The following is a 12,535-nucleotide window of genomic DNA, read 5'->3' as shown; positions in this document are numbered from 1 at the left end:
CTTGTTGTTCACGGCGCTCTTGCTCTGCCGCTTGCTGCTCTTGAGCTAAACGCTCAGTTTCCGCTTTTTCGGCTGCAATACGCTCTTGCTCTAAACGTTCAGTTTGTGCTTTTTCAGCTGCAATACGCTCTTGCTCTAAGCGTTCAGCCTCTGCCTTTTCTGCAGCAGCTTGCTCAGCTTCACGCTCTGCTTTTTCAGCAGCAACGCGTTCTTGCTCTAAACGCTCAGCTTCCGCTTTTTCTGCTGCGATACGTTCGTGTTCTAAACGTTCAGCTTCCGCTTTTTCGGCTTCAATACGCTGTTGTTCTTCTAATTGCTTCTGGTTATCAGCCTCTTTTGCTGCTTGCTCTGTTTGTTGTTTTTCTGATTTGCCAAAACCAAACCAAGACAAGAATTTATTTTTTTTTGCCATACTTGCTAATAACCACTTATAAAAATCTGATAAACTTACATGAATAATAGGTTGGTGATAGTTCAGCTACTTTCAGCCAAACCAAAACGGGTACCATCTATCGCTAAGACACTAATAGTAACACTTTTAGTGCAGTAGAAAAATGACACACTAGCTATAAAGCACAATATTATCTGAGCTAGGTATCAGTTACCATTTATTAGTGAGTTAAATGAGAAAAAAATCAACACCTAATCGCCAAATTAAAGCGACAAGCAATAAGTCAAGCAATGGCTTTATTCGCATCATTAGCGGTCAATTTCGCGGTAGAAAACTTCCGGTCAAAGATGTACAAGGCTTACGCCCAACAACGGATCGAATAAAAGAAACCGTGTTTAATTGGTTAATGCAAGATACCCGAGGTGCAAACGTACTCGATTGCTATGCAGGATCTGGAGGGCTTGGTTTTGAAGCGCTTTCTCGGTTTGCGGCACATACGGTCTTTTTTGAGCTTGATAAAAGCGCAGCAGCACAGCTAAACAACAACATAGCCACTTTGCAACTTGATAATGCGACTGTAAAACAGGGCAATAGCCTAGCGCTCTTAGGTAATAATGATGAAAATAAAAAGTTTGATCTAGTTTTTGTTGACCCACCTTTTCGCCAAAACTTGGCCGAAAAAAGTTGTTTATTACTCGAATCAAATCAATGGTTAACTGAGCAAGCGTTAATTTATGTAGAAGTTGAAAGCGAACTAAAAAGCCTTGAGACTCCTAGTAACTGGTTGCTATTAAAAGAAAAATCAGCAGGACAAGTAATTTGTCGCTTGTATCAACGCGCGACAAATTAACGCTGTTTTGCCATCCTAGTTTCTGTTAATATTATCCTTTACATGTGGTGTTGCTTCGGATTACAATACCGCACCATTTTTGAACCACTTGATCGTTATTCGATCAACTTGAGCAACGCTCATTATTTAGGTAGGTGAATTTTTAATGCCAGTAATTAAAGTAAGAGAGAACGAACCGTTTGACGTAGCACTTCGTCGCTTCAAGCGTTCATGTGAAAAAGCAGGTATCCTTTCAGAAGTTCGTCGTCGCGAGCACTATGAAAAACCAACAGCTGAGCGTAAGCGTAAAAAAGCTGCTGCAGTAAAGCGTCACATGAAGAAGCTTTCTCGCGATAACGCACGTCGCGTTAAATTATACTAATCAGTATTTGGTCTTGTATAAATGAGCCTTTTATTAACGCTAAAAGATGCGCAAAAAGATGCGATGAAGGCAAAAGACAAAGAACGTCTTAAGCCTATCCGCATGGTACTTGCTGCTATCAAGCAACGTGAAATTGACGAGCAAATCACGCTAGACGACGACGGTATTACCGCTGTTTTAGTGAAGCTTGTAAAACAGCGTCGCGACTCTTACACCCAGTATATTGATGCGGGTCGTGAAGATTTAGCTGAAATTGAAGCCAATGAGATTAAAGCTCTTGAAGAATTCTTACCTCAACAATTGAGTGAAGAAGAAATCATAGCACTTATTGACTCGGCTATTGCTGATACAAATGCAGCGGGTATGCAAGACATGGGTAAGGTAATGGGAGTGATCAAAAGCAAAGCTGAAGGTCGTGCCGATTTAGGTAAGATTTCTGGCTTAATCAAGCAACGATTAACTGCCTAACCCCCACATACAGATGTATGATTCAAGCAAACCGAGCCTAGTGCTCGGTTTCTTGCTTTTGAGCTTTTATATAATCACCTTTTGTGTTCAAATCTTACTTTAAATGCAAAAATAGTGCAGGAAAAAACAACAGCTATGGCCGGAAAAATCCCTCGACAGTTTATTGATGATTTACTCGCTCGTACCGATATTGTTGAGTTAATTGATTCAAAAGTTGGCCTAAAAAAAGCGGGAAAAGACTACCAAGCTTGTTGTCCTTTTCATAACGAAAAAACCCCCTCTTTTACCGTCTCCCAAGATAAACAGTTTTATCATTGCTTTGGTTGTGGTGCCAATGGCAATGCCATTTCATTTGTCATGGAATATGACAAACTAGAGTTTGTTGATGCTATTGAAGAATTAGCGAGTATGCTTAATTTAGACGTACCTCGCGAGCAAGGCACAAGTTCAGGCCCGCAACGTACCGCTGAACAAAAGCGCTCTGATTACGATTTAATGCTCCATGCTGCACGCTTTTATCAGCATCAATTAAAGCATCATGCTAATTCTAAAACCGTGATTGATTATATTAAAGGTCGTGGTTTAAGTGGCGAAACGGCAAAAAAATTCATGATTGGCTATGCGCCGAGTGAGTGGGAAGCACTGTGTCAGCAACTCGGTCGCAATAAAGAGCAAAAAGAACAGCTAGTAGAGTTAAAACTCGCATCTGAAAAGTCACCAGGTCGCCAATTTGACTTCTTCCGTGACCGACTTATGTTCCCTATTCGCGACAAACGCGGTCGGGTAATCGCGTTTGGTGGCCGTGTTATGCAAGCGGATCAAGGACCTAAATATTTGAACTCGCCGGAAACGCGTATTTTCCATAAAGGTTTTGAACTTTATGGCTTGTACGAAGCTAAGCAAGCTCATAAAAAACTGGACCATATTTTAATTGTCGAAGGTTATATGGACGTGGTTGCTTTAGCTGAGCAAGGTATCGAATATGCCGTTGCAGCCCTTGGTACAGCAACGACCGCAGAACATATGCACACTTTATTTAGAACCACAGATAAAGTAATTTGCTGTTACGATGGTGACCGTGCTGGTCGCGATGCTGCTTGGCGTGCCCTTGAGAATGCACTTCCTTACCTTGCCGATGGAAAGTCATTACAATTTGTATTTTTACCTGACGGTGAAGATCCAGACTCACTGGTACAAAAAGAAGGCAAAGACGCTTTTGAAGCACGATTAAACGACGCGGATGATTTTAGTAAAGTGCTCTTTAATAAGCTCAGCCAAGAGGTTGACCTAACCCAAGATGCGGGTAAAGCAAAATTACTCAGTGATGCCCTGCCACTGATTGAAAAAATCCCCAGTGAGTTTTATCAAGAGAATATTTTAGAACACCTTGGCCGCTTAATTGGTCGAACGCGAGAACAATTAAATAACCGTGTAAAATCACCAAAGCAGCAACATGCAATTGAACGTAAATTTAAGATCACGCCAATGCGCCAAGCTATTGGTATTTTATTGCAACATCCACACTTAGCGAGCAGCATTGCTTATATGCCAGAATTGGCAGAAATGAAAATTGCCGGTATTGAACTTTTTTTACATATCCAACACTTAGCACTAGAGCGACAAGGAATTACAACGGCACAAATTCTTGAGTCATTTCGTGATAGTGCGCAGTATGATGCTCTTGTGAAATTAGCAACTTGGCAACATCAAATAAATGACGATCGTTTAGAAACTGTTTTTAAAAATACTTTTAAATTTATTGAAGACCAGTGTTTAAATTATCGACTAGAGACCCTATTAATAAAAGACAAGACCCAAGGGTTAACAAGCGAAGAACGTCTTGAGTGTCACTTACTGACACAAGCGTTAAAAGGCAGCAACAGCTAGTCAGATTTGAATTATGCTGTTATACTGTGCTATTCACTGCGTCTAGTTAGTTTTCGTTTCGCTTATAAAGCGAGCTGGCGCCTGTTGTATCAACTTTCAGAGTGGAAGAATAAATCTCTATGGATCCAACTCCTCAGTCACAATTAAAGCTTCTGATTCAAAAAGGTAAAGAGCAAGGTTATTTAACTTTTGCAGAAGTTAATGATCACCTTCCACAAGACATTATCGACTCAGATCAGGTAGAAGATATCATTAGCATGATTAATGATATGGGTATCAAGGTAAGTGAAAACGCACCTGATGCCGATGAATTAATGATGCAAGAAACAACGACAGACGAAGACGCAGCAGAAGCCGCGGCCGCTGCACTTGCGACTGTAGAAAAAGAGATCGGTCGAACAACTGACCCTGTACGCATGTACATGCGTGAAATGGGTACTGTTGAACTACTTACACGTGAAGGCGAAATTGTAATCGCTAAGCGTATCGAAGAAGGTATCAACCAAGTTCAGATTTCAGTTGCTGAATACCCAGAAGCAATTACTTACCTACTCGAGCAGTGGGATAAATTTGAAGCTGAAGAAATGCGCTTAAGCGACATTATTTCAGGCTTTTTCGATCCTAATAATGAAGACGAATCACAAATTTCAGCAACGCATATCGGTTCTGAGTTAAACGAAGAACAGTTAGACGAAGAAGACGATGATAGTGATGATGAAGACAGTGATGATGATGACGACGGTGATGATGATGAAGCTGATACAGGACCAGATCCTGAAGAAGCACGTATTCACTTCGAAAATCTACGTGATCTTTATAATAAAGCGCGTGATACATTTGAAGAAAAAGGTCGCTCTCATCCTGACTCATTAGCTGCTATTACCGAAATTGGCGAGTTATTTAAAACATTTAAGCTAGTTCCAAAACAGTTTGACCGCATGGTAAACAACATGCGCGAAATGATGGACAGAGTGCGTGTTCAAGAACGTCTTATCATGAAGCAAGCGGTTCAAATTGCTAAGCTTCCTAAGAAAACGTTCGTTAAGCACTTTGCTAATAATGAAACAGATACTAGCTGGATCGACCTTGAAATTGCGGCTAACGAAAAACACTCAGTTAAGCTTGAAGAAGTAAAACCTGAGATCATTCGCTGTATCCAAAAATTAAGCGCAATCGAAGAAAGTACTGGTTTAAGTATTGAACGTATTAAAGACATCAACCGCCGTATGAGCATTGGTGAAGCGAAAGCCCGCCGTGCGAAAAAGGAAATGGTAGAAGCTAACTTACGTCTTGTAATTTCGATTGCGAAAAAATATACCAACCGTGGACTACAATTCTTAGACCTTATTCAAGAAGGTAATATTGGTCTAATGAAGGCGGTTGATAAGTTCGAGTATCGTCGTGGTTATAAGTTCTCAACTTATGCAACATGGTGGATCCGTCAAGCAATTACACGCTCAATTGCTGACCAAGCACGTACTATCCGTATTCCTGTACACATGATAGAAACGATTAACAAGCTAAATCGTATTTCTCGTCAAATGTTACAAGAAATGGGCCGCGAACCTAATCCAGAAGAATTAGCTGAGCGTATGTTAATGCCTGAAGATAAAATTCGTAAGGTATTGAAAATCGCGAAAGAGCCTATTTCAATGGAAACGCCAATCGGTGATGATGAAGATTCGCACTTAGGTGACTTCATTGAAGATACGACCATTGATTCGCCAATTGATTCTGCAACGATGGAATCGCTACGTGGTGCAACCAATGACGTATTAGCTGGCTTAACAGCCCGTGAAGCGAAAGTACTTCGTATGCGTTTTGGTATCGATATGAACACAGACCATACATTAGAAGAAGTAGGTAAACAGTTTGACGTAACTCGTGAACGTATTCGTCAAATCGAAGCGAAAGCGTTACGTAAATTACGTCATCCTTCTCGCTCAGACTTACTGAAAAGCTTCTTAGACGCGAAGTAATTACACTGCACTATTAATAACTAAAAGGCCGCTGTTGCGGCCTTTTTTCTATTCGAGAGATTATCATGGCTTGGATCCAAATTCGAATTAATGCAAACGCTGATAATGCTGACATGATCAGTGATTTACTGATGGACACAGGTAGTGCATCAGTGACTTATGTCGATGCAAAAGACACCCCGATTTACGAACCAAAACTGGGGACCGTTCAACTATGGGCTGATACCACAGTGATTGGCCTGTATGACGCTAACCATGATATGGACAGTGTAGTGTCGACATTAAAAGCAGAAGCGACACTCGCTGACAAGCTTGTATATAAAATTGAACAACTTGAAGACAAAGACTGGGAACGTGAGTGGATGGACAACTTCCACCCGATTCAATTTGGTGAGCGCTTATGGATCTGTCCGAGTTGGCGAGATATTCCTGATCCTAGCGCTGTTAACGTATTACTTGACCCAGGCCTTGCATTTGGTACAGGTACACACGCAACGACTGCACTATGTTTGAAGTGGCTGGAAAGCCAAGATCTAACAGGTAAAACTGTGGTCGACTTTGGTTGCGGCTCGGGTATTTTAGGCATAGCGGCCATAAAACTAGGTGCTGAGCGTATGATCGGTATCGATATTGACCCACAAGCCATTGAAGCAAGCCGCGATAATGCAGAGCGTAATGGCGTGGCTGACAAACTTGAAGTCTACTTGCCAGAAGATCAGCCTGAATTTATCGCTGATATCGTCGTTGCAAACATTCTTGCGCAACCATTAAGGGAGCTTCATGAGGTCATTTTAGGATTGTTGAAACCCAATGGTAAAATTGCCATGTCAGGTATTTTAGAAGAGCAAGCTCAATCTGTTGCCGACGTTTATGCCCCATTTTTAGCCCTTGATGATATCGCCATTGAAGGTGAATGGACACGCGTGAGCGGCACAAAAAAGGCATAAAACAGATAATACTTTTAATCCATAACACGCAAGGTAAAGCCACTATTTAACAGGCTTTACCTTATTTTTACATGCGTAAATTTTACCATTTTAAAACGGCTAAATTTTTTTTGTTTAAATAACAAACAAATCGACCCGCTCGTCAAACTGTTATCAAAAGTCAATACAAAAAGGGCAAAAAAAAGTCACTTTTGTTCAATTTATAGCCTTTGATTTTTGGAAAAAAAACCGTAAACTTAGCGCCCCTTGAAAAGAGGCCTATTGAATAACAGTGCGTATCGGTTCATACCAACTTGAGAACAATGTAATTGTCGCGCCTATGGCAGGCATTACAGACAGACCATTTCGACAACTTTGCCGACGCTTAGGTGCGGGGCTTGCTGTATCTGAAATGCTCTCGTCGAACCCGAAAGTGTGGAAAACCGAAAAGTCGATGAACCGTATGGATCACAGCGGTGAATCGGGTATTCGCTCGGTGCAAATTGCCGGAGCCGATCCTGAGCTTATGGCACAGGCAGCACAATTCAATGTCAGCAATGGTGCACAAATCATAGATATTAATATGGGGTGCCCTGCTAAAAAAGTGAATAAGAAACTCGCAGGCTCTGCCTTATTACAGTTTCCTGAATTAGTAGAAGAGATACTCGATGCAGTTGTTAATGCAGTCGATGTCCCAGTAACACTGAAAATCCGAACTGGATGGGATCAGGATAACCGTAATGGTGTCGAGATTGCGAGCATAGCTGAGCGCTATGGCATCGCTTCACTGGCTGTACATGGACGCACGCGCGCATGTATGTATAAAGGTGAAGCGGAGTACGCCACAATTAGGGATATTAAACGTTCAGTATCTATACCTGTTGTCGCCAATGGTGATATTACATCACCAGAAAAAGCAAAACAGGTTTTAGATTATACGGGTGCAGATGCCATCATGATTGGTCGAGCCGCCCAAGGTCGCCCTTGGATTTTTAGGGAGATAGACCACTATTTGCGAACTGGAGAACATTTGCCAGCACCTGAAATTGCAGAGGTGCGAAGCATTTTGATGGAGCATTTAGACAATCTTCATCAGTTTTACGGGGAGCCAATGGGAGCGCGTATCGCTCGAAAGCATGTATCTTGGTATTTGCAAACCCATGACAGTGACGGTCAGTTTAGGCGAGTATTTAATGCGTTAGATAACCCACAGGCACAAATCGACGCATTAGAAGAATACTTTAAAACACTAGCAGCTAACTAAGAAAGAAAGAGACATATAACGATGTTCGAACAAAACGTGACTTCTCCATTTATCACAAACCCTCATGTACAGTCACACGAGAAACCACAGCCGTTGCGTGATGCAGTGAAAAAAGCGGTTCATCACTACTTAAAGCAACTTAATGGTCAAGACGTACAAGACGTATACGACCTTGTTCTTTCTGAGCTAGAAGCACCATTACTTGAAGAAGTAATGACGTATACGCGTGGTAACCAAACTCGTGCAGCAATCTTACTAGGTATCAACCGTGGTACTTTACGTAAGAAGCTTAAAAAATACGGCATGAACTAATACCCGTTATATTGAATCTGTAATCACTCTAACGAGCTATCGTTATAATTGCTTACAGCTTCATAGTAACTGGTAATAAGTTATTGAAAAAAGCACCTTCGGGTGCTTTTTTTATAACGACAAAAACTATGCAAAATCCTCATCCTTTAAACATCGTCTTTTGAGCCATATTCAGTTAAAATACCGCCTTTCTAAGCTAGCTCAAACATTGAGGTAATCAAAACTACAATGGATACACATCGTCCAATTCGTCGCGCACTATTAAGTGTGTCAGATAAAACCGGTATCGTTGAATTTGCTCGCGCTCTTGAAGCACAAGGCGTGGATATTTTATCAACGGGCGGTACTTGCAAATTACTTGCTGATAACGGCATCAAAGTCACTGAAGTATCTGACCATACTGGTCACCCTGAGATCATGGATGGTCGCGTAAAAACACTTCATCCAAAAATTCACGGCGGCATCTTAGCACGTCGCGGTCAAGATGAAGACGTAATGAGCGAGAATAACATCTCTGCTATCGATATCGTTGTAGTTAACTTATACCCCTTCGCAAACACTGTTGCGAAAGAAGACTGCAGCCTAGAAGATGCGATTGAAAACATTGATATCGGTGGTCCAACGATGGTTCGCGCAGCAGCGAAAAACCATAAAGACGTGACTATTGTCGTCAATGCAAAAGATTACGACCGTGTAATCAGCGAAATGCAAAGCAACAACGGTTCAACAACGTATAAAACACGTTTTGATTTAGCAATCGCGGCTTACGAGCACACAGCTCAGTACGATGGCATGATTGCAAACTACTTCGGCAAGATGGTTCCTGACTACACAGAAGAAGCTGCTATCGATACTAAGTTCCCACGTACTATCAACATGCAGTTCACTAAGAAGCAAGATATGCGCTACGGTGAAAACTCACACCAAGACGCCGCTTTTTATGTTGAAAACGACTTAACTGAAGCGTCTGTTGCAACAGCGGTACAACTGCAAGGTAAAGCACTTTCTTACAACAATATTGCTGACACTGATGCAGCATTAGAGTGTGTAAAAGAATTCGACGTACCAGCGTGTGTTATTGTAAAACATGCGAACCCTTGTGGTGTGTCAATTGGTGACAACATTCTTGAAGCTTATGATCGCGCATTCAAAACTGACCCTACATCAGCATTTGGTGGCATCATTGCATTCAACAAAGAGTTAGATGCGGATACGGCAGAAGCGATTGTTGCGCGTCAATTTGTTGAAGTTATCATCGCGCCTAAAGTATCTGACGCGGCGGCACAAATTGTATCTGCTAAGCAAAACGTACGTTTATTAGAGTGCGGCGAGTGGACAGGTAATGCAACAGGCCATGACATCAAACGAGTAAATGGCGGAATCCTAGTTCAAGACCGTGACCTTGGCATGGTAACGCAGAGCGATCTTAAAGTTGTCACTAAGCGCCAGCCAACTGAACAAGAGTTAAAGGACTTATTATTCTGCTGGAAAGTAGCTAAATTCGTTAAGTCGAACGCGATTGTTTATGCACGTGACGGCATGACTATCGGTGTAGGTGCAGGCCAAATGAGCCGTGTTTACTCAGCGAAAATTGCAGGTATCAAAGCAGCTGATGAGAACTTAGAAGTAAAAGGTTCTGTTATGGCATCTGATGCATTCTTCCCGTTCCGTGACGGTATTGATGCTGCTCGCGACGCAGGCATCACAGCTGTTATTCAACCTGGTGGTTCAATGCGTGATGAAGAAGTTATCGCCGCAGCTGACGAAGCAGGTATGGCAATGGTATTCACAGGTATGCGCCATTTCCGCCACTAATCACACAAAGGGTTAAACAGCGTGTTTAACCCTTTTTGTTTGCTACAAATTCACGTATTCTGATTACTAATTGCTTAATTAATGAAGGAACAGACGATGAAATTTGCTCTAAAATCTATACTTGTTGCAAGCCTTACACTTGCTTCTGCACACGCTCTTAGCCAAGACCTAAACTCAGCACTCACTAAAGCAGTCAGTGCAGCTGAGCGTAGTGATAACAGTGCCCGTGATGAATATCGTCACCCAGTCGAAACGCTTAACTTTTTTGGTTTTGAGCCATCAATGACTGTCGTTGAGATTGCGCCTGGCGGTGGCTGGTATACTGAGATTTTAGCTCCAGCATTAAAAGGTAAAGGGACTTATTATGCAGCACATTTCCCAGCTGATTCCTCAGTAGGTTACTACCAGCGTTCACTCGCAGGGTTTAAAAAGAAAATTGCAGGAGATGCACGTTTCAGTGAAGTAAAACTCACAGAATTTGCACCGAGCACGCATCTTGATATCGCTCCTGCTGGCAGTGCTGATATGGTTTTAACCTTCAGAAATGTTCATAACTGGTACATGGGCAAAGATAAAGAAGGCGCACTAAGCGCATTCAAATCATTTTATAAAGCCCTAAAGCCAGGCGGTACACTTGGTGTTGTTGAACACCGTTTACCAGAACAGCGCAGCGATGAAGATCAGAAATCATCAGGTTATATGAAGCAAAGCTATGTAATTGATATTGCAAAACAAGCTGGCTTTGAACTGGTAGCAAGCAGTGACATTAATGCAAACTCACTTGATACAGCTGATCACCCTAAAGGGGTGTGGACACTCCCACCAAGCCTTCGTTTAGGCGAAAAAGATGCCGCGAAGTATAAAGCAATTGGTGAAAGTGACCGCATGACGCTGAAGTTTAAAAAACCGCTTTAAATAGGATTATTTCGCCATGAATGTACTTGTCATCGGCAGTGGTGGCCGCGAACACGCACTTGCGTTTAAGGCTGCCCAAAACAGTAAAGTAAACACCGTTTTCGTTGCTCCAGGTAACGCAGGCACGGCTCTTGAGCCAAAACTTGAGAACGTTGCAATCAATGTTGAAGATCTTGAAGGTCTTTTAGCTTTCGCTAAAGAAAACAACGTTGAACTAACCATTGTTGGTCCTGAAGTACCACTGGTACTGGGTGTTGTTGATACATTCCGTGAACACGGTTTAGCTATTTTCGGCCCTACAGCTGGTGCGGCCCAATTAGAAGGCTCTAAATCGTTCACCAAAGACTTCTTGGCTCGCCATAAGATCCCTACTGCTGATTACCAAACCTTTGAGCAAATCGACCCTGCCCTTGAATACCTCAAGGAAAAAGGTGCACCGATTGTTGTTAAGGCTGACGGTTTAGCAGCGGGTAAAGGTGTTATTGTCGCCATGACAGAGCTTGAAGCTGAAGAAGCTATTCGCGATATGCTTGCTGGCAATAGCTTTGGTGAAGCAGGCAGCCGTGTGGTTATCGAAGAGTTCTTAGAAGGTGAAGAAGCGTCTTTTATTGTCATGGTCGATGGCAAAAACGTACTGCCGTTTGCAACAAGCCAAGATCACAAACGTGCTTACAATGGCGATAAAGGTCCAAATACTGGTGGTATGGGGGCTTACTCACCTGCGCCAGTTGTGACTGATGAAATTCACCAACGTATCATGAATGAAGTGATTAACCCTACCGTTGAGGGAATGGCAAAAGAAGGCCATCCTTACACAGGTTTCTTGTATGCAGGCCTTATGATTGCTGCGGATGGAACACCAAAGGTTATTGAGTACAATTGTCGTTTTGGTGACCCTGAAACGCAACCTATGATGCTTCGTCTTAAATCAGATCTTGTTGAGCTAATTGAAGCGGCTAACCGTGAAGAGCTTGATAAAACAGATATTGAATTTGACCCTCGTGCAGCAGTTGGTGTTGTTTTAGCTGCAAAAGGCTACCCAGGCAGCTACCCGAAAGGTGATGCGATCAATGGCTTACAAGTAACCTACCCTGAAGGTGAAAAAGTATTCCACGCGGGCACCAAGCAAGATGGCGAGCATGTAGTTACGGCTGGCGGTCGAGTATTGTGTGCAACAGCACTTGGCAATACTGTCACTGAAGCACAACAACGTGCCTATAAGCTTGTTGATGATATTAGCTGGGAAGGTATGGAATACCGCACTGACATCGCTTATCGCGCAATAGCGCGCGAAAAAGCGTAAGGTCAAACCAGTTAAATCTAAGAAAAAGCGCAGTTTATCTGCGCTTTTTTAATGCTACACTATT

The 12,535-nt window shown here is 42.4% G+C and carries 11 protein-coding genes and 1 pseudogene; 11 read left to right on the top strand and 1 reads right to left on the bottom strand.

Features of this window, described 5'->3' with window-relative positions; genetic code table 11:
* Positions 1 to 412 (bottom strand): annotated as a pseudogene (locus NYF15_RS20065) (signal recognition particle-docking protein FtsY); the annotation flags it as partial.
* Between the two features lie 211 nt (positions 413 to 623).
* On the opposite strand from NYF15_RS20065, the gene rsmD reads away from it, so the two are divergent.
* The 11 genes from rsmD to purD all read left to right on the top strand — a co-directional run bounded on the left by rsmD (position 624) and on the right by purD (position 12,471).
* The gene (gene rsmD, locus NYF15_RS20060) at positions 624 to 1,241 is read left to right on the top strand and encodes a 16S rRNA (guanine(966)-N(2))-methyltransferase RsmD (RefSeq protein WP_371354474.1); all 618 of its coding nucleotides are present in this window, start codon (positions 624 to 626) and stop codon (positions 1,239 to 1,241) included.
* A gap of 145 nt (positions 1,242 to 1,386) precedes the next feature.
* Positions 1,387 to 1,602 carry a 30S ribosomal protein S21 gene (rpsU, locus tag NYF15_RS20055; protein ID WP_002957797.1) on the top strand — a complete coding sequence of 72 codons (216 nt, stop codon included), beginning with the start codon at positions 1,387 to 1,389 and terminating at the stop codon, positions 1,600 to 1,602.
* Between the two features lie 21 nt (positions 1,603 to 1,623).
* Complete coding sequence (locus NYF15_RS20050) at positions 1,624 to 2,070, top strand: GatB/YqeY domain-containing protein (RefSeq protein ID WP_062568695.1); 447 nt, start codon at positions 1,624 to 1,626, stop codon at positions 2,068 to 2,070.
* 135 nt (positions 2,071 to 2,205) lie between these two features.
* Positions 2,206 to 3,957 carry a DNA primase gene (gene dnaG, locus NYF15_RS20045; RefSeq protein WP_371354473.1) on the top strand — a complete coding sequence of 584 codons (1,752 nt, stop codon included), beginning with the start codon at positions 2,206 to 2,208 and terminating at the stop codon, positions 3,955 to 3,957.
* 119 nt (positions 3,958 to 4,076) lie between these two features.
* Positions 4,077 to 5,936, top strand: coding sequence for an RNA polymerase sigma factor RpoD (rpoD, locus tag NYF15_RS20040; protein WP_130149456.1), 1,860 nt, complete (start codon positions 4,077 to 4,079; stop codon positions 5,934 to 5,936).
* 65 nt (positions 5,937 to 6,001) lie between these two features.
* A complete protein-coding gene (gene prmA / locus NYF15_RS20035; protein ID WP_371354472.1) occupies positions 6,002 to 6,883 on the top strand; it encodes a 50S ribosomal protein L11 methyltransferase in 882 nt (293 codons plus the stop codon).
* A 271-nt stretch (positions 6,884 to 7,154) separates the two neighbouring features.
* The gene (gene dusB / locus NYF15_RS20030) at positions 7,155 to 8,126 is read left to right on the top strand and encodes a tRNA dihydrouridine synthase DusB (RefSeq protein ID WP_062568691.1); all 972 of its coding nucleotides are present in this window, start codon (positions 7,155 to 7,157) and stop codon (positions 8,124 to 8,126) included.
* Between the two features lie 21 nt (positions 8,127 to 8,147).
* A complete protein-coding gene (gene fis / locus NYF15_RS20025) occupies positions 8,148 to 8,438 on the top strand; it encodes a DNA-binding transcriptional regulator Fis (RefSeq protein ID WP_002957804.1) in 291 nt (96 codons plus the stop codon).
* A gap of 228 nt (positions 8,439 to 8,666) precedes the next feature.
* Positions 8,667 to 10,253, top strand: a complete 1,587-nt coding sequence (gene purH / locus NYF15_RS20020) for a bifunctional phosphoribosylaminoimidazolecarboxamide formyltransferase/IMP cyclohydrolase (RefSeq protein WP_371354471.1) — start codon at positions 8,667 to 8,669, stop codon at positions 10,251 to 10,253.
* Between the two features lie 96 nt (positions 10,254 to 10,349).
* Positions 10,350 to 11,168: a class I SAM-dependent methyltransferase gene (locus tag NYF15_RS20015; protein WP_130149453.1), complete on the top strand. Its 819-nt coding sequence runs from the start codon at positions 10,350 to 10,352 to the stop codon at positions 11,166 to 11,168.
* A 16-nt stretch (positions 11,169 to 11,184) separates the two neighbouring features.
* Positions 11,185 to 12,471, top strand: a complete 1,287-nt coding sequence (purD, locus tag NYF15_RS20010) for a phosphoribosylamine--glycine ligase (RefSeq protein WP_371354470.1) — start codon at positions 11,185 to 11,187, stop codon at positions 12,469 to 12,471.
* Positions 12,472 to 12,535: the final 64 nt, after the last annotated feature.

The sequence above is a fragment of the Pseudoalteromonas sp. 68 DY56-GL68 genome (assembly GCF_041414825.1).
GTDB lineage: Bacteria > Pseudomonadota > Gammaproteobacteria > Enterobacterales > Alteromonadaceae > Pseudoalteromonas.
The sequence above is the reverse complement of the archived record's forward strand: the minus strand, read 5'-3'. Positions and strand labels throughout refer to the sequence as shown.